Here is a 23,424-nt window from a genome sequence, read left to right as displayed (position 1 = left end):
GTTGGACCGCTCTACGATCGTTGGTTACTGCAATTCGTCATTTTTCAGAGAGAGGCGCACAGGTCGCCTCACGATAGACCGTTGTCGATTGATCCGGAGGCCGTGGTGGGAGGCTCCCAAACTTGGGTGAATGTTGGCGCAGTGGTGGCCGCCCTCGCGGGCCTGTCGGCCATTGTGACCGTCAATCTTCCGGAAAAGGACGACCGCCAAATCGTGAATGTCTCCTATGATCCGACTCGCGAACTGTACCAGGCCATCAATCCCCTGTTCGACGCCGCCTATGCCCGGGAGACGAGACGCCATTTACGTGTGGTGCAATCGCATGGCGGATCTTCGCGTCAGGCGCACAAGGTGGCCAATGGCGAGCAGCCGGCCGACGTCGTGACGCTGGGGTTGGCCTCTGATATCGAGACGTTGCGCAAGCGGGGCCTTGTCGAGCCGGGTTGGGTTGATCAGTTTCCCAATCATGCGGTGCCCTATACGTCGACCATCGTCTTCGTCGTCAGGCACGGTAATCCACATCAAATCAGGGACTGGCCGGATCTGCTCGCCCCACAGCTGGAAGTCGTGATGCCCAACCCTCGGACGTCGGGGAACGGCAAGCTCGCGTCGCTGGCGGCCTGGGCTGCGACCGTCACACGAGGCGGGACGCAGGACGATGCGGTCGCTTTCCTCCGTGCACTTTTCCGACAGGTCCCTGTGTTCGACGAGGGCGCGCGGGGTGCAGCGTTGCGCTTTGCGAATCCAGATGGCGGCGACGTGCATCTCACCTGGGAAAACGAGGCGATCCGCGAGGTCGCGGCTTCAAACGGTGCTCTCGAGATCGTCTATCCCCCGGTCAGCATTCTCGCCGAACCGTCCGTTGCCGTGATAAGCAACGATACGGTGCGCAAGGCAAGTCTCGCCGACGCCCGGGCCTATCTGTCGTTCCTGTTCAGCGATGCCGGGCAGGAGACGATCGCACGGCTCGGATACCGGCCCTACAAGACAGAGATCGCGCAGAAGATCGGCGTGGTCTTCCCCTCCATCAAGCTCATACCAGTCAGTTCCATTGGCAAGGACTGGAGCGACCTGCAGGACAGGTTCTTCGCGGAAGACGGCGTCGTGGAAGCCGCCTTTGCATTGCGGAACAAATGATGGGCGGGATCAGCTACAGCCCGCAGACGTTGCGACGCGACGTGATCGCCGGCCTCACCGTCGCCGCGATCTCACTGCCGCAAGCAATGGCTTATGCGCTTCTGGCGGGCGTTGACCCCCGTTATGGCCTTTATTCCGCGATCCTGATCACAGCTGTCGCCTCGGTATTTGGATCGTCGTCGCACCTCATCAACGGTCCGACCAGTGCAATCTCGCTGGTCGTGTTCAGCGCGCTCTCGATCTTCGACGCCGATCAAAGGATCGAGGCAGCAGAGGCCATGTTCCTGCTTGCAGCCTTGGTCGGCACGATCCAGATCGCTATCGCCGTTTTGCGGCTCGGGGATCTCACGCGCTACATTTCGGAATCGGTCATCCTCGGTTTCATGAGCGCCGCCGCGCTGCTGCTGGCCTTGGGCCAGATCAGCAATGCGCTGGGCGTACGCGACAAGGGGACGGGTGCCCAGCACATCTTGTCTCGGCTCTGGTTGACGCTCGCGACCGGCGATACCATTAACATGAAGGCCGTCGTTGTAACGCTGGTGACGCTCGTGCTGGCGGTGTCGCTTCGGCATGTCGTGCGGCGCAATCGATGGCCGCAGTTCGACATGCTGGCCGTTCTGGTGATCGTCGCGACCGGAGCCTATTTTGCCGGCTGGACCGTGCCCGGTGGCGATGGCAAGACGGCAATCGGAATCGCCGGCGCGGTGCCGGCCGACCTGCCATCCTTCCATATTCCGAAAGTGCAGTTGAGGTGGGCGCTCGATCTTTTCTCCGACAGCGTGGCGATCGCGTTCCTGGGGCTGCTGGAGGCGCTGGCCATCGCCAAGTCGATCGCCCATCAGACGCGACAGCCGTTGGACTTCAACCGGCAGTGTCTTGCCGAGGGACTTGCCAATCTGTCGGGAGGTTTTTTTCAGTGCCTGCCCGGATCAGGTTCGCTGTCTCGCTCGGCGATCAATTTCCAGGCGGGAGCCGCGACGCGCTTTTCGGGTATGTTGACCGCGACGTTCGTTGCGATCGCCGTCATCGCATTCGCGCCGCTTGCGCGCTACGTGCCGAAGCCTGCGCTCGCCGCGCTCTTGTTGTTGACCGCGTCGCGCCTGGTTGACTTCAAGCGCATCTCGTACGCCTTGCGCGCGTCGCGTGTGGATGCCGGCGTCATCGTGATAACTGCCTTGTCGGCGATAGCATTCGGTCTCGATCTCGCGATCATCATCGGCGTCGTGCTGTCGATCGCGTTATTCGTGCCGCGCGCAGCGAAGATCAGGGCCGCAGAGCTCGTTGTCGACGAGGACGATGTGGTGCGGGAGCGGTTGCCATCCGAGCCTTCAAATCGCGGGTTTCTGTTCTACGATCTCGAAGGCGAACTGTTCTTCGGCGCCGGCCCGGAATTGCACAAGGTGCTCGATCTGATCCTGCACCAAGCCTCGGGCGAAAAAGCCAGGCACATCTTGTTGCGTCTCAAGCGCGTGCGCAATCCGGATGTCGTCAGCCTCGAACATCTCGAGCAATTTCTCAAGGAATCGCGCAACGCCGGCATCGAGGTCTGGCTCGCCGGTCTTCGTCCCGATTTGCTGGCGGCATTCGACCGCCTGGGCTTCGCAGACTGGATCAAGCCCGATCACATCTTTGCGCAGGGCGCGGACGAGGACTCGGCCACATTGGCGGCCGTGAGGCAGATCAGGTCAGAGCTGCAAGAGCAGGCGGCGAACGTCCGATCGCGCTTGTATTATCGCGTATGATCGCGGTTGATCGCTGCGAACGTCTCAGGGCTGCGTTATCGTTCGTGGATCCATCCGACGTTGCAAGGATGCCGCCGTTTGAAGCGCTCGCGAAACACGATTCCTTCTATCGTCGCAGTCAACTTTGGTTTGACGTTTTATTGCGCATAGAAACGTTTTTCCTCAATATCCGAGCGTTCCTCGACGGTGCAAGGAGGTCTCTACAATGAATCTGGCGACGCTTGCGGGTCGTGCTCTTCGTGCCTTTGCCCTGTCGCGAACGTGGGGGCGCGCGGCCGCGCTTGCTGTTTCCGCCGCCGCACTCGTCGCGGCCCCGGCGTTCTCCGCGACGGCTTTACAGAACATCGCGGTTCGTTCGCGGTGCAGCGGGCGCACGGTCTGATGGGCAAGACCTATCTCGGGGTACGAGGTGAGCAACATGAGCAAGGATCAGCTATTCCTTCTGAAGCCGGGATTCGAAGACCCGGCGCAGGCCGGCAAGTTCTTCGTCTGTCCGCACTGCAATGCGATCGAAGGTCTCCTCGCATCATTTCCGGGTCTGGCCACGCAGATCGAGGTTCAGCGCTTGCCGTTCGCGCGACCGCGAGGTCCGATCGTCGAAATTCTCGGTGATTTGCATCAATCGTTGCCCGTGCTGGTTTTCGACCAAAGTGGGCCGGTGCCCGAGGACGCTGGTGTTGTCAACGGCCGGCGGTTCATCGATTCGTCAGAGCGCATCCTTCGATATCTGGCCGAACGTTACTCCTTTCCATATATCCATCAGTGAAGCGGGGCGAGGCGCGCTCGGCCTCGAATGTGGCGCACCGCCTTCACACCGCTGACCGCCAGTCGATCCACTGCGTTATCGCCGATTTGGTGGGGACCCCGGTTACGCCGGGCGCTGATGTTGCGGCGGCGTATCTGACCGGCGCCGCGGCGACATTTTCGGCGACGATAAGCAACGCTGTTTTCATTGCTCGTCGCAAAGCGACATGAACTCTCTCTGTTTGAAGCAAACTTTGCGATCGACGCAATCGGATGCCGGACCTAGCATTTCGGACAGGATGTCGTGCCTTGATGAGCGCTCTGTTGAACACGACAGGTGCTCTGTGCCGCGCAGGCAGGCTGGGCATATGCGACTACAGTGCAAAGCAGGAATGCGCATCATGACGATAGACCAACATCAGCCATTCTCGCCGTCGCGGCGTGCCCTTCTCGGTCTCGCCGGCCTGGCGGGCATCGCCGCGCCATTCGGCGTCATGGGCGCCGCGCGCGCCTTTCCGGCGTTGGGTCTTGGTCCGGCGGCTGATCCCCTGAGCGCAGCGCCGATCTGTCGGGTAGCGAATTCCGACGAGGCCCCGAAGGGGCCGGCTCGTCACATCCGCTTTGCCTACAATGGCACGGGCATCTGCACGGCGGCGGTGCCCGTCGCCCTGCACCGAGGCCATTTCGCACGTCACAATCTGGATGTGGAGTTCCTGCAGCTCGCAGGCAGCACCGACCAGATGTTGCAGTCGCTGGCGACCGACAAGGCAGATGCCGGCTCGAGCATGCTGCTCAACTGGCTGAAGCCGCTGGAACAGGGCATCGATGTCAAGCTGACCACCGGCCTGCATGGCGGCTGCACCCGGCTGTTCGTGCGCAAGGAGTCCGGATTCAAGGATATCACCGATCTCAAGGGCAAGACGATCGGCGTCTCCAGCATTTCCGGGCCTCCGCGCAACTTCTTCGCCATTCTGCTGTCGGACAACGGGCTCGATCCGCAGAGCGATGTGCAATGGCGGGAATTTCCGGCCGATCTGCAGCTCACCGCCCTGCAGCGCGGCGAGATACAGGCGATCGCCGACTCCGACCCGAATGCCTGGTTGACGGAGCGGCGCGCCAATGGCGATCTCGTCGAGATCGCATCGAACCTGAGCGGGGATTACGCCAACCTGTCGTGCTGCACGCTCGGCGTGCGGAGTTCGCTCTGGGCGTCGGATCCCGCTGCGGTGAAGGCGCTAACCCTCGCCGTCCGCGAAGCTGCGCATCACGTGGCCGAACATCCAGATGACGCTGCCGAGATATTTTCCAAGTACACCCCGAAGGTAGCGGTCGCCGATCTGGCGACGATGCTGCGCAGCCACACGCACGGCCATCATCCGGCAGGTGCAGACCTGCGTCGCGAGGTCGTGAAGATCACGAGCGATCTGAAACGTGCCACGATCATCAAGCCGAATACGGATCCGGCCAAGCTTGCCAATCGCGTCGTGGTCGACATTGACGTCTAGGCAATTTCCCGGAGGATCGCGTTGATGAGCAACACGAGAAGCAAGGCCGCCTCGACTGTGGTGCCCGGCCCGTCGGGGATTGATGATGCCGCTTCGGCGGCGTTGCACTCCCGTTACGGCAAGGATTTGCCTCTGATCGGCGAGGCTTGGAACGGGGTGCTCGACAATCTCCTTGCCCACCGTTCTGTGCGAGCCTATCGGCCGGATCCGGTGCCGCGCGGTACCGTGGAGACGCTGGTTGCGGCAGCGCAGTCGGCCTCATCGTCCTCCAACCTCCAGACCTGGAGTGTCGTGGTGGTCGAGGATGAGGCGCGCAAGGCGCGCCTCGCCGAGTTCGCCGGCGGGCAGAAGCATATCGTCGAGGCGCCGCTTTTCCTGGTTTGGCTCGCGGATTTGTCGCGGGCAGAGCGCCTGGCAAGGAGTGCGAACCATCCCAAGGATGGACTGCCCTTCCTCGAGACGTTCATCGTGGCCGTGGTCGACGCGGCGTTGGCCGCCCAGAACGCGGTCGTTGCTGCGGAGGCGCTTGGGCTCGGATCGGTCTATATCGGCGCCATCCGCAACAAGCCGCAGGCGGTAGCCGAGGAATTGCGATTGCCGCCGCAGGCCGCTGCGGTGTTCGGGCTGTGCATCGGCTATCCCGATCCGACGCGGCCCGCCCGGGTCAAGCCGCGCCTGCGCCAGGACGTCGTCATCCATCGCGAGCGCTACACGACGGCTGACGATGATGCCGGAATCGCCGCCTACGACGCCACCTTGCGCGATTTTCAGACCGCCGAGGGATTGCCTGCGATCGGCTGGACCCAAGCCGTGCTCAACCGGCTTGGATCGGTCCGGTCGCTGAATGGACGGGACCGCCTGGTCGAGGAGCTGCGGGGCCTGGGCTTTCCACTCAAATGAGGTGCAAGTCGCGCATGCGGCCTGGAGTGCGATGAGGGTCTTGCTTTAGGTTCGCTCCTGTCCCCAGCGCTGCACGGTGATCCGTGTCAGGCTCCGGAACACAACGCTCTCCACGAGGAGGCCGATCAGGATCACGGTGAGCAGTCCGGCAAAGACGCTTGCGGTCTCCAATTGGGCGCGGCTGGTGTAGATGAACCAGCCAATTCCGCCGGAGCGCGCGCTGACGCCGAAGACCAGCTCGGCTGCAATCAGCGTACGCCACGCGAACGCCCAGCCGATCCGCAAGCCTGACAATATCTGGGGAAATGCCGCCGGTACCAAAATCTCGGCAACGAAACGGCCGCCCGACAAGCCGAGGTTACGGCCGGCCATCAGCAGCGTTGGTGGGATGGCGCGAAAGCCGGCATGGCAGGCCAGCGCAACCGGCCACAGGACCGAGTGGACAATCACGAAAACGAGGCTCGGCGTGCCAACGCCGAACCACAGCAGCGCAATTGGAAGCAGCGCGATCGCCGGAAGCGGATTGAACATCGAGGTCAGCAGGCCAAGGGCCTCATTGCCCCAGCGCGACAACGTCGCCAGTGCCGTAAACACCGCGGCGACGCCGACGCCCAGTGCATAGCCTGTGACCAGAACGCGCAGCGAGGTGAGCGTCCGATTTGGCAACTCGCCCGACAGGATCGCCGACCAGAGTGCCGACAGCGTCGCCCCCAGGGTCGGGAGCAGCAGTGCGTTGTCAAGCCAGCGCGCGTAGAGTTCCCAGGCGAGCGCAAGGGCGGCAAGGATCACAAAGCGCCGCCAGGGCGTTTGCTCGATCGCGCGGCGCAGTGCCGGTGCGTGAGGAAGCTTCGGGGCCGTGACCTCAGCCATGATCGATTTCCGGATCGGCAAAGACGGCTTGCTGAATCCGCTGTTCCAGCCCGGTGAATCCCGCCGTGCCGCGGATACGGCTTTCCGGCGGGACATCAAATGTCGCGGCCAGCCGACCAGGGTGGGGTGTGAGGGCGAGGATGCGGGTCCCGACCCGGATCGCCTCGTCGATGCCGTGCGTCACAAACAATGCCGTACTGCCGGTCTCTTCGCATAGCTTGAGCAACTCGTCCTGCATCTGACGCCGCGTCAGGGCATCCAGCGCGGCGAAAGGTTCATCCATCAGCAGCAGCGCCGGCTCCAGTGCGAAGGCGCGCGCGATTGCGACGCGCTGCTTCATGCCGCCAGACAGAGTGTGCGGAAAAGTATCGACGAATTTGCTTAACCCAACCCGTTCGAGCCAGCCCCGAGCAACGGTCTCGGCCTCGCGGCGCGGCAGCGACTTGCCGCGCTCCAGGGCATAGCGGACGTTGCCCAGCACGGTGCGCCACGGCAGCAGCTGGTCAAATTCCTGAAACACCGTCATCCGCTCGGGGCCCGGCGCTCCGATCGGCCGCCCATCCATCCGAATCTCTCCAGAGCTCGGCTTGAGAAAGCCGCCGACTGCTCGGAGCAGCGTGGACTTGCCGCAGCCGGACGGACCCAGCAGAACAAGCCGCTCGCCTGCCGAAAGAGCGAAGCTGACATCTTCGACTGCAGTCAGGATGCCGTCGCGCGTCGGATAGCTGATGCTGACGCGGTCAAGCGTGAGCAAGGACGGAGACGCGGCATCGCCGACAAGGTCGACCGGTCGGGGAGCGAGGTTCATGTCAGCTTCCCGGCTTGTCTCCGAGCCCGGACCAGAACAAGTCCCGCCACGACGCCGGCGCCTGCTTGATCAAGCCGACCTTGGCCTCGAAATCTGCGAACTTCTGCGCGCCTTCCGGAGCGGTTGTGAAGTTGACGTCCTTGTCGCGGATGATGCTTTCGACGAAGTCGGGAGCGAGCTTAGAGCCTTCGGCCTTGATATAGAGCGCGGCCGCGTCTTTCGGATTGGCCTTGATCCATTCATTGGCGCGATCGAGACCGCGAACGAAAGCCTGAATCGTCTTCGGATTGTCGTTGACGAACTTCGTGGTGGAGTAAACCACGTTGAAGGTGTGCGGACCGCCGAGAACATCGTAGCTGTTGAGGACCTGATGCACCTTGCCGCTTGCCAGCTGCTGCTGCGAAAACGGCGGTGAGGTGAAGTGTGCTGTGATCTCGGAACGTCCCGACAGGATTTGGGCCGTGGCGTCCGGATGCGGCATGCTGACGGTGAGTTCGTCGAGCTTGTCGTATTTGCCGAAAGCCTTGTCGGCGGCCATCTGGAGAACGATCGGCTGGAAGCCGACCTTGACCGACGGGAGCGCAATCCGGTCTTTCTCGGTGAAGTCCGCAATCGTCTTGATGCTCGGATTGTTGGTGGTCAGGATGTTGGCCATTGAGCCCAGGGCGGCCACGCCGATGATCTTGGCGGTTGTGCGCGTCTTGTCCCAGGTCAGGATCATCGGCGTGATACCCGCCGTCGCGAAATCAAGCCCGCCGGAAATAAGTGCCTCGTTCATCGCCGCTGCACCGGACAGCCGAAGCCATTCGATCTTCGGCGGCGCGATGCCGAGTGCTTTCGCTTCCTGCTCGATCAGTCCCTTTTCGCTGGCGACAATGAGCGGAAGATAGGCAATCCCGAATTGCTGCGCGATGCGAAGTTGATCGGTTTCCGCGCGGACGCCATTGGCGCCGCTTGCGAGCGCGATCAACGCGAGGGCGGCAGCACGTAGAAGCATCGATGTATTCATTCTGTGGTCTTCTGAGTTCCAGTTGGTCCAAGCGGCACGTCGCGCTTTTGCAGGCCCTTTTGGCCACACTTCAGGAAATGCTGCAATTGGTCCAATGGATTGGACCAATTGCGGTACCTCCAGGATTTCTTCGTTGAAATGCCAACGGGCGAGATTGTTGTTCTCCAATTCGTCTGCAATGGAGAAATCGGTTCTTTGTGTGGGGTGGCGCCCTTTGATGACGGTGTCCAAGTCGCGGGCGGCGTGGTCGGAACGTCGCAATCAAAGGTCTCCTGCCCCATCGGCGTTCGCCGGCTCAATTGCCAGTGTGCCGGTTGCAGCGCGTTTCGAGCGAAAGGAGCCGGTTGCTATTGGAAGCGCGGACGCGAGAAGTCTTTGCTACCTGATCGAACTTTACAGAGCGCGTGTTGTTTTGTTCGACAACAGCTTGTCGGGAGCCGGGGTCCAACTAGGATATCGAGGACGGCAATCGAACGCGGGCACAGCAGGTGACAGAAGCCTTGAATTCAGCGCGGATCATTGATCTGGACGCCTATCGATCAATGCGGCGGAGGCAGCAGCCGGCGACATCCGCCGGACAGTGGCAAAACGCCACCTTCGGTCCTTCCTTTGGCGCGATGCAGCTTTTCTGGCTCTGGCCCGCCTGGGTGTGGGTGCCGATGGCGGTACCGGCGACATCCGCTGCGCACTGGGATGCTTTATGAGCGACGGTAACGTCGCTTCTTCATTAGACGCCAACCCGTCACCCGACGCGGAGCAGGATCTGCCTGCGGTCCTCGGACGCAATCTGCGACGGCTGCGAACGAGCCGCGGCCACTCGCTGGAACGGTTGGCGAAGCAGTCCGGCGTCAGCCGTGCGATGCTTGGACAGATCGAGACCGGAAAGAGCGTTCCGACCATCGCGCTGCTGTGGAAGGTCGCGAACGCACTGCACGTTCCGTTCGCCAATCTGTTGCAGGCGGATGTCGCGCGAGGCCCGGTCGTGCTCCGCCAAAGTGACGCCAAGCTGCTCTCATCGAGCCAAGGGCAGTTCACGTCTCGCGCGCTGTTTCCGTTCGATGGCAGCCATCAGGTCGAATTCTACGAGCTCAGAATAGGTCCGCTGCATCGCGAGAACGCCGAAGCGCATGCGCCCGGCACCCGTGAAAACCTGTTCGTGGCGAAGGGCGTCGTGGAGATCGCTGCCGGCTCCGACAAGCCGCAGACATTGACGGAAGGCGACGCGATCGTCTTCGAGGCCGATGTTCCGCATGTATATAAGAATCTGGTAGCCAGCGAGGCAGTGCTCTACCTCGTCATGACCTATGCCGACGACGCGACCTGAAACGAAAAGAGGGCCGGCAGTGCCGGCCCCCTGGGAAGGCAGCGCGAGCCGGTCGAGGTCCTAGGCCTTCATCGGCATGCACATCATCATCATGCCGCCGCAGCCCATCATCATGGGCATGCCCATCTGCATCATGTTCATCATGCTCTCGCAGCACTTCATGAACATGTCCTTCATTGCCGGATCCATCGGCATCATCTCGCAGGTCATGCCGGTGGGGGTCATGGTGCACTTCATCTGACAGGCCATCATCGGCATGCCCATCATGGGCATGTTCATCATCGGCATCATGCCGCCGGCCATAGAGGGGTTCATCATGCCGCCCATCATCATTGGCATGGGCATCATCTGCATCGCGGTGTTCATCGTCGTTCTCCAGGGGTAGAGCAGGGCGTGCTCAATTTCGTCACTGTCGTAGATAGAGTGCGGTGCGATACTGGAGAATAGGGAAAGTTTCATCTCATTCGCTTTCGTCTGAGAAAATGGAAGCGGAGCGAGATGCTGCGGCGAGACTTCCAATATAACAGATTTCCATCCGGCAAATTGGAGGTGCTTGGACTGAGCCGGATGCCGCGACGCGGTTGAAGTCATCCACGCCGATAGTCTGATTCTGTCGAGAACGCGGTCGATTCGCCGCGAGGCTGCAGATCACGGCATGTGATGCTCTTTCTCGTCCCGGCGTGGTTCAGTGCAGACGCCATCCACGTTGCGTGCGATCGCGGATGAAACTCAGAGAGGCGATTTCATTTGCATCGTCTCGACGCGTTACCCGGTTGTTGCAGAGCCTTAGGCATCTTTGAAAAGACTATCTTGCCGCCGGCGCCTAGCATGTCACGAGTTTGCAATCATGAGTGCACGCCATGAACACGCCTCGTATCGACAGCGGTCGCGCCTCCACCGGCGTGCGTTCGCCGATCATCATCAACCAGCTTGGAGCCGAAGTTCGCGCGTCGCTGATCGACCACTGGTCCCGCCCGCTGATCATTGACCATCCCGCCGAGCGTCCGGCCTGGGACATCGCGCCGGAAGCCGACGTGTTGCTGACCCGTCCGGCCGCAGGCTGGAGCAAGGCGCCGGGGGAGAAGCCGAGGGGGTGGCCATACGGCCTGCGCTGGATCCAGACCGCGTCGACGGGCGTCGACTTCTTTCCGGAATGGCTGCTCGATGGTCCGGTGGTTACGGTTGGGCGCGGCATCTCGGCCGATGCTATTTCTGAATATGTCCTGGCAGCGATCCTGGGCTTTGCCAAACGGCTCCAAGACGTGCGTCCACGCAGTCGAGCGGAGTGGAAGATCACGCCGCTCGGTTCGCTTGCCGGAAAAACGGTTGGAATCGCGGGATTTGGCGCGATCGGCCATGCCGTCGCCGAGCGGTTGAAGCCGTTCGGTGTTCAGATCAAGGTGTTGCGACGCTCATCGTGGCAATATGCCGTTCCGGGTATCCTCCCGGTCGACAGCATCGAAGCGCTGGTGGCGGCCTCCGACCATCTCGTGATCGCACTGCCGGCAACGCCGCAGACAGTGCATTTGATCAACGCCGAGGTCCTGACGCATGCGAAGGAATCGTTGCACGTGATCAACGTGGCGCGGGGCCGGATCATCGATCAGCAAGCCTTGCTGCGTGCGCTCGACAACGGGCAACTGGCGGGCGCCACGCTCGATGTCACGGATCCGGAGCCGCCGCCGGAGGGGGATCCGATCTACCTTCACCCGAAGGTCGTCCTGACCCCGCACGTGTCCTGGACCGGAGCAGACGATATCAAGCGGCTGACCGACAAGACGCTGGTCAACCTCGACGCCTACGCGCATGGCGCGCCGTTGGCCGATGTTTTTGACAAGAAGCTGGGATACTAAGCAAGGAGCCCCGAGAATGAACCAGATCGTCGAGAAGCCGAAGAAATACTCCCTGGTCGAGCGCGTGCCGGCAGCTTCGTTCGAGGAGGAGAGGCTGCATCGCAAGCAGCGTCTCGCGGCAACCTTCCGGCTGTTTTCCCGCTATGGGTTCGACCAGGGCCTGGCCGGGCACGTCACCGTGCGTGACCCGGAGTTTCCGGATCGCTTCTGGATCAATCCGCTGTCGAAGCATTTTGGTCAGATCAAGGTCTCCGACCTGCAACTGGTGGATCATGACGGTAACATTCTGATTGGCGACAAGCCGATCAACCAGGCGGGTTTCGTGATTCATTCGGCGATCCACGCTGCGCATCCGGAGGTCATCGCGGCGGCCCATACGCACTCGACTTACGGCAAGGCATGGTCGGCGCTCGGCCGGTTGCTCGATCCGCTTACCCAGGACTCCTGCGCGTTCTATCAAGATCACGCGCTGTTCGATCCGTTCTCCGGTGTCGTGCTTGAGGCGGAAGAAGGCCGGAAGATCGCGGAGGCGCTCGGATCGAACAAGGCCGTGATCCTGCAGAACCACGGTCTGTTGACGGTCGGCCCCACGATCGAGGCGACCGCTTGGTGGTACATCGCGATGGATAACGCCGCTCGCGCGCAATTGCTCGCCGAAGCGGCCGGCACGCCAAAGCCGATTCCGCATGACGTGGCGAAGCTGACTGCCAGTCAGGTCGGCACGCATAAGGGAGGCTATTTCAGCTTCCAGCCGCTATGGGACTGGATCACCGAGGCCGAGCCGGATCTCTTCAACTAGGGCGTACGGTTCACGCCGGGAGGCTGCGGCGAGTTCGCCGCGGCACCGGCCGGCATGGAGATTCTGGTCGTCAAGGCGAGGGGGCAGCATTGGGATCGCGACCGGAAATAGCCGCCGGAGATCAATCCCGGCCGGGCAGTGATCGCCCCTGGACGGCAGCCGAAAAATACAAGCTTAGAGGCTTGGCAAAGGCGAATATGCCCGTCGAGAAGATCGCGCGAAGCTTGAACCGAAATGTCGCGTCGACAGTTGCGGCTGCAGTGAGGCTTGGCGTCACGTTGAGCGATTGACGCATGGGTTTCACCCCACGGTCCGGCAATCGACCGGGCCTTGTTGGCCGGTGGCTTGCGCATCAGCAGGCATGAGCTGCGCGATGACCGGTATGGTTCTGACTGAAAGCGCTTCCATTCGCGACATGACTTCATCGTGCTCGCACGAACTTCGAAATTCCATTTCCTTGACGTGCGAGCCTCGCGCTGATTCCATCTGACAGTTGACCGTGCTTTCATAACCGAAGGATGTCACGCCATGTCGACGCCCAGCGCCACGTTACAGGAAGTCATTTCGGCCAACGGCAAATACGCTGCCGAATTCGGTGACAAGGAAAAGCTGGCATTGCCGCCTGCGCGACGCTTTGCGATCCTGACCTGCATGGACGCGCGGCTTGACCCGGCAAAGTATGCTGGACTTGCCGAGGGCGATGCTCACGTGATCCGTAATGCGGGAGGACGCGCGTCCGATGACGCGATCCGCTCGCTCGTGATCTCTCACAAGCTGCTCGGAACGAATGAATGGTTCGTCGTCCATCATAGCGATTGCGGGATGCAATTGTTCACCAACGAGGTCATCAGCGACCTCCTGGCGGACGATCTGGGCACCGCGCAGTTCGATGGCAAGACATGGTCGAATCCAAAACACGAAGGCGGTTCGGTCGCGGGCAAGTTCGTCCACTGGCATACGTTTGAGGACAATGCCAAGAGTGTGCTCGAGGATGTGCAGCGGATCAGAAGCCATCCCCTGGTGCCGAAGCAAATTCCGATCTACGGCTTCATTTACGACGTGAAGACCGGCCGCCTCAACGAGGTGGTCGAGGCGACGGCAGCCGGTCGGCCTGCCGTTTAGGCGCAGCGAGTATCTGCTGCAATGCCCGTTACCCAACGCCTTTCTGTAGGCGGCCTGCCGCGCCATCTTGCGCCGGACCTCGGCGTGTTCGTGATCGAGACGGAGGGGGCGCGAAGGCTGGCATTCGAGGCGGGGAGCCGTGAGGACGCGGAAGCAATGACGCGGGCAAACTGGTTCGCCGTGGCGCTTGGCAGCTTTTGCTCACGGCGACGTCATGCGGAGAATGCCGAAAGCCGTTTGCGGGTTGCGACGGATCCGGAGATTGTGATCTTTCGGGAGTGGGCGACAGAGTTTGCCGGCGAGGCGGCCGACGTCTTTGTTGCCTGTCTTGATTGAGCGCGGCGAGACTTGCTTCGCGGGACGTCAAGCGCGCTCCGGCTGCAAAGAGAAGCAATTGCCCTCTGCGTGTCGAGTTTTGGTGCTTCACATGCGCGGACGAGAGATCTTTGGTGAATGGCGACGCTGACGTTCGTGCGCCGTGGCGATAGTATCGCAACCAGAAAGCTGTCGCGGTATCTCCCGCGAGCCAACGTGGAGTAGCGATCATGGCGCTCGACGGACCCATCTTTCCTCGCAATCTCACCGCGAAACTGCACTACCTCAAGCGCGGCGACGAGAAGCCGACCTTTTACCGTATCGAGCCACCCCCTGGCGTACCGCAATGGAATGGTATCGACGATGAGCGTGAGGTGACGATCGAGGACGTGCGGGGGCGTGAGTCGGAATTCTCGCTCGATCGTAATGGTTTCTCGCTGGTCAACGCGCCTACCGCCGTTGCCAATTTTTACGACTCGGAAGAAATCAAGCGCGTCTATTACCCGGAAGTTGAGCAATTGCTGCGCGACGCCGTCGGCGCCAGCCGCGTATACATCTTCGATCACAACGTACGCAATGCGAGCGTTCCCGGTCTCGCACCGCCATCCCGGCAGGTCCACAACGATCACACCGTCAACTCTGCGCCGCGGAGGGTCCGCGATCACCTCGGAGCTGAGGCGGACGAATTGCTGAAGCATCGATTTGGGATCGTCAACGTATGGCGTCCGCTGCGCGGTCCGGTATTGGATTCACCGCTGGCGCTGTGCGACGCGCGATCATTCACGGACGATGATCTGATTCCCAGCGATCTCGTTTACGCTCATGTTCGTGGCGAAACGTCTCGAGTGGAATACAAACCGAACCATCGCTGGTACTATTTTTCCGAGATGCAGACTGACGAGGCGCTATTGATCCGGATTCATGACAGCGCCAATGACGGTCGTGCGCGGCTATCGTTCCACACCTCGTTCGAAAATCCGCTCGCACCCGGCGCGCCGCCGCGTGAGAGCATAGAGGTTCGCGCCCTGGTCTTTTTTGGATAGCAGTTCGAGAAGCGATCTCGGCGGCGCAGGAAGCCGGCGTTACCTTCAAACGTAGGCTCGCGTCCATCGCCGAAATACGTTCGAGAAGGCGAGTGGTCTCCCGCCGGCACCGTACCATCATCGGCGGCGCCGTCGCTGCGGCGATCTCCGGCGCGATGTCCAGGAAACCCTGGCCTACTCCGCGGACAAGGTGAACGACCCGACGGCGACCACGACGGACCCCTACAGTTATTGGATGAGCCACAGCGCGGCCAACTGGAACGGCACGGGCCTCCACTACAGCCAGGATTACGGCTTGGGCGAAGCCGACGCCCAGGCGGCCCGTCCGGTTGGCCGAGACATGGCAGGCCCAGCAGACCTACGCCAATCTTGTGCAATCGGCCGTCGAAACGCCGACCGTCGAATAGCTGCCGACCTCGGTCTCTCTGGTGCTGAGGACCAATCCGGATGGAACCATCGGGTTCGATCACTACAACTATCAATATGGCTACTACTCAGTGGCGTGCCGCCGAACTGGTCGATCCACGAGGTACGCGGTTTCACGCCGCGGCCAGCATCGGTTGCGCCGGCCGCCGTGTGATCATGAGCGACAGCACGGCCGCGATGATGCCGGTTGCGCCCGCGATCATGAAGGCCTGCAGGTAATCGCCCTGCGCCGAGCGCATGAAGCCGGCGAAGAACGCGGCGCAGGCGGCGCCCAACTGATGGCCTGCCACCACCCAGCCGAACACCAGCGGCGCGTTCTTGTCGCCGAACGCCTCGTTGGCGATGCGCACGGTCGGCGGCACGGTCGCGATCCAGTCGAGGCCGTAGAACACCGCGAATACCGACAGGCTCGCAAGCGAGAAATCCGAGTAGGGCAGGTAGATCAGCGACAGGCCGCGCAGCCCGTAATACAGGAACAGCAGTTTGCGCGGATCGAACCGGTCGGTGAGCCAGCCCGACAGCGTGGTGCCGAACAGGTCGAAGAACCCCATCAGCGCGAGCAGGCCTGCGGCCTGCACCTCGACGATCCCATGGTCGCCGCAGAACGCGATCAGATGGGTGCCGACGAGGCCATTGGTGGTGAAGCCGCAGATGAAGAAGGTCGCGAACAGGAACCAGAACGCCCGCGTCCTGGCGGCGCGCACCAGGTTGCTGATCGCGGCGGTGAACGGATTGCCCGCAGCGGGCGGCGCGGGCTGATCGTCATGCGTGCTGCCGTATGAGCGCAGGCCGACCGCGGCGGGCCGCTCCGGCACCAGAAAATACACCAGCGGGATCAGCGCCGCGCAGCATGCGGCGACCGTCAGCACCACCGGCTTCCAGCCGCCCCACGCCACCAGCGCCGCGAGGCCCGGCATGAAGATCAGCGTGCCGGTCGCGGTCGACGCGGTCAGAAGCCCCATGACGAGGCCGCGATTGGTGGTGAACCAGCGATTGACGACGGTGGCGCCGAGCACGTTGGCGACCGCGCCCGAGCCGATGCCGGACAACAGCCCCCAGCTCATGAACAATTGCCACGGCGCGGTCATGAAATAGCTCATGCCGGTCGAGACCGACATCAGCGCGAGTGCGCCGAGCACCGTGCGGCGGATGCCGAAGCGCTGCATCACGGCGGCGGCGAACGGGCCGGCGAGGCCGTAGAGGAAGATGCCGACCGCAGCCGACGAGGAGATCACGCCGACGTCCCAGCCGAACGCTGATTGCAGCGGCAGCATCAGGACGCCCGGCGTCGCGCGCAGGCCGGCGGAGGCGAGCAGCGCGAGGAAGATCACGGCGACGACGACGAACGCGTAGTTCTGGCCGAACGGCCGCCGCGACACGGGGGCGGCTTGAAGCGCTGTTGAGGGCATGTTACTTACCGGTACGTATTGTGATGCGGCGTGTATACGTACCGGTCAGTAACATTGTCAAGAGGGCCGGGCAGATCCGGAGACCCGTCATGAAGAAATCCGTCGATGCGTCAGCCGAGCGCCCGGCCAAGGCGTTTCCGGGCGAAGCGGCTGCCGGTTCGCGTCGAGAAAACGCGTCAAAACAGGAGTCCGGAGCCCCGCTCCGATCCCATCGGGACGGAAAAGGCGTCAGGGCCGCCGACCGGATCCGCGCCTCCGCGAGCGAGCTATTCTATCGCGAGGGCATCCGCGCGGTCGGCGTCGACGAGGTGGTCGAGCGCGCCGGCGTCACCAAGCCGAGCCTCTATCGCAGCTTCGCCTCCAAGGACGATCTCGCCGCCGCCTATATGCGCGACTACGACCTCGATTTCTGGGAGAAGTTCGAGAACCCCGGCGGCAAGTCGTACAGCGACCCACGGGAGCACGTGCTCGCCTATATCCGCGTGCTGTCGACCCGCGCGGTGCGCGAGGGCTATCGCGGCTGCGGCCTCAGCAACGCCACCGTGGAATATCCGTCGCGCGACAATCCGGCCCGGCAGGTCGCCGAAGCGCACAAGAAGGTGTTCCGCAAGCGCCTGCGCGAGCTCGCGGCCGGCATGGGTGCGCGTCAGCCCGCGGTGCTCGGCGATGCGCTGTTGCTGCTGATCGAGGGCATCTACAGCACCGGCCAGCAGTCGGAAGAGGGGCCGGCGCAGTCGGCGCTCGCGGTCGCGAAGCTGTTGATCGATGCGAGCGTGACGAAGGGGTGAGGGGACGCCGCGCCGATCACGCCGGGACGTCGATATGATCGGGCGCAAGGCCCGCTTGGTGGCGCCGATACATCGCGGTGTAGGCGGCCTCGATATGACGGGTGAAGCGCTTGGTGTCGAACAGCGGCGCCGTCGGCCGATTGGCTGCCAGTCTCGCTTTGAGCGCCGCGAGCCTCGATGGATCGGTGGCAAGATCGACCGCCATCTGCTCGTAAGCCTCCGGCGATTCCGCAATCAGCTCGGGCAGGCCGACCGCATGGAGCAGGCTCGCCGCGACCCGGCCGACAAACGTGTCGCCGAGAATGGTCAGCACCGGCAGGCCAGCCCACAGCGCATCGCTGGCGGTGGTGTGGGCGTTGACGGGAATGTTGTCGAGGAACAGGTCGGCGAGGCGATGGCGCGCGAGATGGTCGGGCAGCGACGCCCGCTGTGCGAACACCAGGCGCTCCGCAGCGATGCCGCGCGCGACCGCCTCCTTGCGCAGATTTGCGCCAGACTCGGCGTGGGCTTCGAGCAGCCACAGCATGCTGCCCTCGACGCGGCCGAGGATCCTCATCCACCGGTCGAACATGCCGGGCGTGATCTTGTAGTTGTTGTTGAAGCAGCAGAACACGAAGCCCGTCGGAGCCAGCCCCACCTCGCTGCGCGCAAACACGCGATCGGTGATGACGCGCTTGTCGTCATTGGCCTGATAGCTGTCGGGCAGAGCCACCACCTTCTCGCTGTAGAATTCGCGATGGTGGTGCGGGATTACGGTCCGATCGGCGATGATGTAGTCGATGAACGGGGCACCGAGCGTTCCCGGGTAACCCAGATAATTGACCTGGATGGGGGCAGGCCGGCGGCCGAGGACCCGGGTGCGGGATCCCCCGGTAAAGCCCTTCAAATCGACCAGGATGTCGATTTCCAATCGTCGGATCAGGTCGGCGACCGCATCGTCGTTCATGTCCCCGACCTCGACAAACCGATCGAACGATGCCTCCAGCCGTCGCCGCATCTTCGGGTCGTTGTTCGGCGACCATGAGATCGCCGCCGTCTCGAATGTCGATCGATCGTGACACTCGAGCATCCCGGCCATCAAATGCGCTGTCGCGTGGCTGCAGAAATCCGACGAGAAATAGCCGATGCGAATCCGGTCGTGATGGTAGCGCTCGCCGCGCCAGCGCTGGTTTTCGGACGGCGGATGGTTCTTCGCGGTCCATCGCGTGGCGCACAGCAGCTGGTCGGCGGCCGATGACGGAACGCTGCAAAACAGGAATGGCGCCGTCGTCGCGTTCCGGTTCCTGATCGTCTCGATCAGCTGGGCGCAATCGGCGTCGAAGTTGGCCCAGTCGCAGATTTGAGATTTGGCGTGCAGGCGATAGCCTTCGATGTCGGCCTGGTCCGGCTTGAGCGCGATCGCCCTGTCGTAGGCAGCGAGAGCCTCGTGGTAGCACTCCAGCATGGATAGCACCTTGCCGCGGTTGGCGTGGGCCGCTGCATCGTCGCCCTTGTACTGGATCGCCTTGTCGATGCTGGCGAGCGCCGCATCGGGCTGCCTGAGCCTGAGCAGCGCCATGCCGCGGTTGTTGTAGGCCTCGCCATAGTCGGGCCGCAGCGCGATCGCCTGGTCGAAACTCGCGACTGCTTCTTCGAGACGGTCCAGCCTGGTCAGCACGTTGCCGCGGTTGTAGCAGGCGCCGGCAATGCCCGGCGCTCGGTCGTAGCTCGCCAGCGCCTCATCGAACCTTTCGAGGTCGTTGAGCACGTTGCCGCGATCGTTGTGCGCACCGGCATCGTTGGGCCTGAGCGCGATCGCCCGGTCGAGGCACGCCAGCGCCTCGTCGAGCCGCCCGAGCTTTCTCAGCGCGGCGCCCCTGTTTCGATGGGCATCGGCATGGCCCGGCACCAGCGCGATCACGCGATCGTAGCTGGCGAGCGCCTCCTCGTGGCGGCCGAGGTCTGCGAGCGTCAATCCGCGATTGAAGAGCGCCGGCGCAAGGTCGTGCCTCAGCGCGGTCGCCCGCTCGAAGCTCGCGAGCGCCTCGTCGAAGCGGCGCAGATCGCGCAGCGCGTTGCCCAGATTGTTGTGCGCATCCGCGACGTTGCCGTTCAGCCTGATCGCGCGCCGGATCAGGTCGACGCCGCGCTCGCTGCGGCCGGTCTGCGCGGAAATCAGGCCGAGCAGATGCAGCGCATCGAAATTGCCGGGCTGCCGGCGGAGAATGTCTTCATAGATCTTCTCCGCCGCCGCCAGCTGCCCCCGCTGATGCAGCGCGATCGCCTGCGCAAAGGCGGGCTGAACGGCGGCCGGACTGGATTTCTGAGGCTCACCTGTTTCCGCCATCCGACGCCTTCGCGCGCTCCGTGTCCGATCCGGGTTTCAAAAGGCCGTTGCAACGAGCGGGTCAAATAGCATCGGGCCTTGGCCGTCACGCCAGCAGACATGACCGATGCGGCGCCATCGCCCGTCCATCAAAGGTTGAAAACTGGCAGATCGCCCTCGATTGCGCAACATCCGATCACGAGGGCAGGGCGTTGGTGAGAACGCTGCAGCACGGATAGCCCCGATGAGCGCGGTGACATCCGCGGAATCGTTCGTCGCCGCCTGTCGCTGCGCCCGTGCGGCCTGCTTGTTTCACCTCTCCCCATTTGGGAGAGGTCGATTTGCGAAGCAAATCGGGTGAGGGGCCGCAGCGCCAACGAGGGACCGGAATCCCTCACCCGGCGCGGAGCCTGTGCTCGGACGGCGCAAAGCGCCGATCCGAGTGCGCCGACCTCTCCCAACGGAGAGGTGAACCTCCAACCGGCCGTTTCAGGCCCAGCGTCGAAACACGAGGCTGGCGTTGACGCCGCCGAATCCGAAACCGTTCGAGATCGCGTGCTCGATGGCCATCGGCCGCGCGACGTTCGCAACGAGGTCGATACCCCCGGCGGCCGGATCGGCGTTCTCCAGGTTGAGCGTCGGCGGCGCGACTTGGTCGCGCAGCGCCAGGATCGTGAAGACCGCCTCGACGCCGCCGGCAGCTCCCAGCAGATGCCCGGTCGCCGATTTGGTCGCGCTGACGGCGATCCCGCCGTCGCGTCCGAACACGCGCTTGATCGCCTCGAGTTCGCCGAGATCGCCGACCGGCGTCGATGTCGAATGCGCGTTGAGATGCTGGATCTCGCTCGCGCGCAGGCCGGCCTGCGCCAGCGCCATCTCCATGGCGCGGCGGGCGCCGTCGCCGTCTTCGGGGCCTGCGGTGATGTGATAGGCGTCCGCCGTCGTGCCGTAGCCGAGGATCTCGGCGACCGGCGTCGCGCCGCGCTGAAGCGCGTGCTCGAGCTCCTCGATCACGAGCACGCCTGCGCCTTCGCCCATCACGAAACCGTCGCGGTCGCGGTCGAACGGCCGCGACGCTCGGGCGGGCTCATCATTGAAGGACGTCGAAAGCGCCCGCGCCGCGGCAAAGCCGCCGAGGCTCACCGGATCGATGCAGGCCTCCGCCCCGCCGCAGATCGCAACGTCGGCCTCATCGGACCTGATCAGCCGCGCGGCATCGCCGATCGCCTGAACGCTCGCCGCGCATGCGGTCACCGGCGCACCGATCGCGCCTTTGTAGCCATAGCGGATGCTGATGTGCCCGGCCGCGAGATTGGCCAGGAAGGCGGGCACGGTGAACGGCGACAGCCGGCGCGCGCCGCTTGTCGCCACCGTGCGCACCGCATCCGCGATCGCGGGAAACCCGCCGATCCCGGTTGCGATCACGGTCGCGGTCCGCTGCTGCGCCCGCGCCTCGGCCGGCATCCAGCCGGCTTGAGCTGTGGCCTCCGCCGCCGCCAGCAGCGCGAACAGGATGAACCGGTCCATCTTCTTCTGGTCCTTGCGCGGCGCCGCCAGATCAGGATCGAACCCGCCCTCGGCATCGGAGGCCTTGTCAGGCACCCGGCCTGCGACGCGCGCCGGCAGGCTCGCTGCCCATTCCGGCAATGCCCGAAGCCCGGACCGCCCCGCCAGCAGCCGCGACCAGACCAGTTCGGTGCCACAGCCCAGCGGGGACACCGTCCCGAGGCCCGTTACGACAATTCGACGCATGGTGCTCCTGTTGGGCTTTTACCGGTGTGGCCGGAACTCGAACTGCTGGGTTTTTATATATGATTATCATCATCTATTACCTTGACCAACTGGACGTCAAGCCGCGATGCCACGTCGCGCGCGTGTTGCGTTCCGGCGCCTCCGCGGTGCTTGACTTAAGAGTATTTTGTAACTACAAAATAAATCATGAAGATCATTTGGGACGAACCGAAGCGGCTCGCCAATCTCGACAAGCACGGGATGGATTTCGGTGATCTCAACGAGCGGTTCTTCGACACGGCTCTGGTTCGCAAGGCCAGGCTCAATCGATATCAAGCGATCGGTGTCAACATGCGCGGCGTGATTTCGGTGGTCTTCGCGGTCTACGGCGCGGAAGCCGTCAGCATCATCAGCATGCGGGCCGCCAGCAAGTCAGAAGGGGACCTCTATGAAGAAAACCGTCGCTAAGAAAGCCTACACGAAGGCGGACATGCGCGCTGTGAGCGACAATCCGGAATGGACCAAGGCTGACTTCGCGAAGGCCGTTCCCTTTGACGAACTCCTGCCCAAGCTCAGGAAGGGCCGCGGACCCAACAAGGCGCCGACCAAAAAGCAGGTCACGCTGCGGCTCAGCCCTGTTGTCCTCGAGCATTTCAAGGCAAAGGGCAAAGGGTGGCAGAGCCAGATCGACGAGGCCTTGGTGAAGATCGTCAAGCGAAAGGCTGGCTAGGCATCCCTGAGCCTTCCCGCAATTTGGTGAGTTTCGGCGACAGGGAAGTTTCGGTGGGCAGTGCACTTAATTTGGTGATTTAGTGCACCGCAATTGCTGTCACTACAATTGCCCGATCAATGCCCGGGCGAACAGCCGATAGGCTGGCACGGATGGCCCGGAATACAGATGCAAATGGTGCTGCCACCGGGAGGCGGGGGCGGTGGGTCCAGGTTGACCGGCGGGATCGGTGGCGGGGAAATCGGCAGCGCATCTCCGTCGAAGGCGCAGGTGTCGGTATCCCCCAACATGATGACGTGCGGCTTGCCGTCACTTTGCAGCCAGGTCTTGTTCGGCGATGACGCCGACTGCTGGTAAACGTCCAGTCTCGAGTACAAGGTGACGGTGGTCTTGGGCGTGCCGCTCGCCGCGTAGCAAACCGTCGTGCAGTTTCTGGCGGGGCAACTGATCGATTCCTGCAGCGTGCCTTCGAGGGCATGCGCCTGGTTTGCAGCGAATAGTAGAAGCACGGTACCGACCACCCATCGCATCGCTCGCCCCCTGAAAAAAATGTAAGTAAGCTGGATGACGCTGACAATGCACTCAATTGATGCCTGATACCACTACTTGCATCATACTTGTCCCGCATCCTCCGCGCCGTCATCGCTCGACCAGCCGCAGCAAGCGTAGCCAGGATGAGCGTAGCGACATCCGGGAAATGGTCCCGTTCCCGCATGTCGCTGCGCTCATGCGGGCTACTTGCTTGTGCAGTGTGATTTGGCGCAAAGGCGGATGGGTTGGCGTCAAGTTCGTCACTGAGTGAATGAACAAGCGTAGCCCGGATGAGTGCGGTGATATCCGGGGGATGGTCCATCCCGCGTGTCG

The 23,424-nt window shown here is 62.9% G+C and carries 22 protein-coding genes; 14 read left to right on the top strand and 8 right to left on the bottom strand.

All coding sequences use genetic code 11. From position 1 onward, the window contains the following. The first annotated feature begins 105 nt into the window (after nucleotides 1-105). The 5 genes from JQ507_27115 (at nucleotide 106) to JQ507_27095 (ending at nucleotide 6,028) form a co-directional block, all read left to right on the top strand. On the top strand, nucleotides 106-1,137 hold the full coding sequence (locus tag JQ507_27115) for a sulfate ABC transporter substrate-binding protein (GenBank protein QRI73532.1): 1,032 nt from the start codon (nucleotides 106-108) through the stop codon (nucleotides 1,135-1,137). Further along, complete coding sequence (locus tag JQ507_27110; GenBank protein ID QRI68555.1) at nucleotides 1,137-2,879, top strand: SulP family inorganic anion transporter; 1,743 nt, start codon at nucleotides 1,137-1,139, stop codon at nucleotides 2,877-2,879. The genes JQ507_27115 and JQ507_27110 overlap by 1 nt, the downstream gene beginning before the upstream one ends. 418 nt (nucleotides 2,880-3,297) lie before the next feature. Next, the gene (locus JQ507_27105) at nucleotides 3,298-3,645 is read left to right on the top strand and encodes a DUF3088 domain-containing protein (protein QRI68554.1); all 348 of its coding nucleotides are present in this window, start codon (nucleotides 3,298-3,300) and stop codon (nucleotides 3,643-3,645) included. A 379-nt stretch (nucleotides 3,646-4,024) separates the two neighbouring features. Then, nucleotides 4,025-5,128: an ABC transporter substrate-binding protein gene (locus JQ507_27100; GenBank protein QRI73531.1), complete on the top strand. Its 1,104-nt coding sequence runs from the start codon at nucleotides 4,025-4,027 to the stop codon at nucleotides 5,126-5,128. 24 nt (nucleotides 5,129-5,152) lie between these two features. After that, nucleotides 5,153-6,028 (top strand): nitroreductase family protein, encoded by an 876-nt coding sequence (locus tag JQ507_27095; protein ID QRI68553.1) that lies wholly within the window; start codon nucleotides 5,153-5,155, stop codon nucleotides 6,026-6,028. A gap of 45 nt (nucleotides 6,029-6,073) precedes the next feature. Here the strand turns inward: JQ507_27095 and JQ507_27090 are convergent, their stop codons facing one another. Genes JQ507_27090 through JQ507_27080 form a run of 3 tightly spaced genes read right to left on the bottom strand, consistent with a single transcriptional unit; the run spans nucleotide 6,074 to nucleotide 8,715 of the window. Beyond that, nucleotides 6,074-6,898 carry an ABC transporter permease gene (locus JQ507_27090; protein ID QRI68552.1) on the bottom strand — a complete coding sequence of 275 codons (825 nt, stop codon included), beginning with the start codon at nucleotides 6,896-6,898 and terminating at the stop codon, nucleotides 6,074-6,076. Further along, on the bottom strand, nucleotides 6,891-7,706 hold the full coding sequence (locus JQ507_27085; protein ID QRI68551.1) for an ABC transporter ATP-binding protein: 816 nt from the start codon (nucleotides 7,704-7,706) through the stop codon (nucleotides 6,891-6,893). Before JQ507_27085 ends, JQ507_27090 begins: the two co-directional genes overlap by 8 nt. A gap of 1 nt (nucleotide 7,707) precedes the next feature. Beyond that, nucleotides 7,708-8,715: an ABC transporter substrate-binding protein gene (locus tag JQ507_27080; protein ID QRI73530.1), complete on the bottom strand. Its 1,008-nt coding sequence runs from the start codon at nucleotides 8,713-8,715 to the stop codon at nucleotides 7,708-7,710. A gap of 700 nt (nucleotides 8,716-9,415) precedes the next feature. Between JQ507_27080 and JQ507_27075 the strand changes: the two genes are divergently transcribed. Continuing rightward, nucleotides 9,416-10,039, top strand: coding sequence for a helix-turn-helix transcriptional regulator (locus JQ507_27075; protein ID QRI73529.1), 624 nt, complete (start codon nucleotides 9,416-9,418; stop codon nucleotides 10,037-10,039). 60 nt (nucleotides 10,040-10,099) lie between these two features. On the opposite strand, the gene JQ507_27070 is transcribed toward JQ507_27075, so the two are convergent. Beyond that, nucleotides 10,100-10,405: a hypothetical protein gene (locus JQ507_27070; GenBank protein QRI68550.1), complete on the bottom strand. Its 306-nt coding sequence runs from the start codon at nucleotides 10,403-10,405 to the stop codon at nucleotides 10,100-10,102. A 494-nt stretch (nucleotides 10,406-10,899) separates the two neighbouring features. Here JQ507_27070 and JQ507_27065 point away from each other — a divergent pair, with 494 nt between their 5' ends. From JQ507_27065 to JQ507_27045, 5 genes are all read left to right on the top strand, one after another. Further along, the gene (locus JQ507_27065) at nucleotides 10,900-11,892 is read left to right on the top strand and encodes a glyoxylate reductase (NADP(+)) (protein QRI68549.1); all 993 of its coding nucleotides are present in this window, start codon (nucleotides 10,900-10,902) and stop codon (nucleotides 11,890-11,892) included. A 16-nt stretch (nucleotides 11,893-11,908) separates the two neighbouring features. Then, complete coding sequence (locus JQ507_27060) at nucleotides 11,909-12,691, top strand: class II aldolase/adducin family protein (GenBank protein ID QRI68548.1); 783 nt, start codon at nucleotides 11,909-11,911, stop codon at nucleotides 12,689-12,691. A gap of 528 nt (nucleotides 12,692-13,219) precedes the next feature. Further along, complete coding sequence (locus JQ507_27055; protein ID QRI68547.1) at nucleotides 13,220-13,813, top strand: carbonic anhydrase; 594 nt, start codon at nucleotides 13,220-13,222, stop codon at nucleotides 13,811-13,813. Nucleotides 13,814-13,834: 21 nt separating this feature from the next. Then, nucleotides 13,835-14,149 (top strand): hypothetical protein, encoded by a 315-nt coding sequence (locus JQ507_27050; GenBank protein ID QRI68546.1) that lies wholly within the window; start codon nucleotides 13,835-13,837, stop codon nucleotides 14,147-14,149. A 209-nt stretch (nucleotides 14,150-14,358) separates the two neighbouring features. Beyond that, complete coding sequence (locus tag JQ507_27045) at nucleotides 14,359-15,171, top strand: methyltransferase (GenBank protein ID QRI68545.1); 813 nt, start codon at nucleotides 14,359-14,361, stop codon at nucleotides 15,169-15,171. Nucleotides 15,172-15,710: 539 nt separating this feature from the next. Here the strand turns inward: JQ507_27045 and JQ507_27040 are convergent. After that, nucleotides 15,711-17,006 carry an MFS transporter gene (locus tag JQ507_27040; GenBank protein ID QRI68544.1) on the bottom strand — a complete coding sequence of 432 codons (1,296 nt, stop codon included), beginning with the start codon at nucleotides 17,004-17,006 and terminating at the stop codon, nucleotides 15,711-15,713. 89 nt (nucleotides 17,007-17,095) lie between these two features. Between JQ507_27040 and JQ507_27035 the strand changes: the two genes are divergently transcribed. Further along, nucleotides 17,096-17,794 (top strand): TetR/AcrR family transcriptional regulator, encoded by a 699-nt coding sequence (locus tag JQ507_27035; protein QRI68543.1) that lies wholly within the window; start codon nucleotides 17,096-17,098, stop codon nucleotides 17,792-17,794. Nucleotides 17,795-17,810: 16 nt separating this feature from the next. Here the strand turns inward: JQ507_27035 and JQ507_27030 are convergent, their stop codons facing one another. Both JQ507_27030 and fabF read right to left on the bottom strand, forming a co-directional pair. Then, on the bottom strand, nucleotides 17,811-20,120 hold the full coding sequence (locus JQ507_27030; protein QRI68542.1) for a tetratricopeptide repeat protein: 2,310 nt from the start codon (nucleotides 20,118-20,120) through the stop codon (nucleotides 17,811-17,813). Nucleotides 20,121-20,588: 468 nt separating this feature from the next. Further along, complete coding sequence (gene fabF / locus JQ507_27025) at nucleotides 20,589-21,851, bottom strand: beta-ketoacyl-ACP synthase II (GenBank protein ID QRI68541.1); 1,263 nt, start codon at nucleotides 21,849-21,851, stop codon at nucleotides 20,589-20,591. Nucleotides 21,852-22,037: 186 nt separating this feature from the next. Here fabF and JQ507_27020 point away from each other — a divergent pair, with 186 nt between their 5' ends. Next, nucleotides 22,038-22,298: a BrnT family toxin gene (locus JQ507_27020; GenBank protein QRI68540.1), complete on the top strand. Its 261-nt coding sequence runs from the start codon at nucleotides 22,038-22,040 to the stop codon at nucleotides 22,296-22,298. Then, a complete protein-coding gene (locus JQ507_27015) occupies nucleotides 22,279-22,560 on the top strand; it encodes a BrnA antitoxin family protein (GenBank protein ID QRI68539.1) in 282 nt (93 codons plus the stop codon). The genes JQ507_27020 and JQ507_27015 overlap by 20 nt, the downstream gene beginning before the upstream one ends. Nucleotides 22,561-22,676: 116 nt before the next feature. Here the strand turns inward: JQ507_27015 and JQ507_27010 are convergent, their stop codons facing one another. Continuing rightward, the gene (locus tag JQ507_27010; GenBank protein ID QRI68538.1) at nucleotides 22,677-23,081 is read right to left on the bottom strand and encodes a hypothetical protein; all 405 of its coding nucleotides are present in this window, start codon (nucleotides 23,079-23,081) and stop codon (nucleotides 22,677-22,679) included. Between the last annotated feature and the right edge of the window lie 343 nt (nucleotides 23,082-23,424).

This window comes from Bradyrhizobium sp. PSBB068, assembly GCA_016839165.1.
Lineage (GTDB): Bacteria > Pseudomonadota > Alphaproteobacteria > Rhizobiales > Xanthobacteraceae > Bradyrhizobium.
This window is presented reverse-complemented; position numbering and strand designations above follow the sequence as displayed.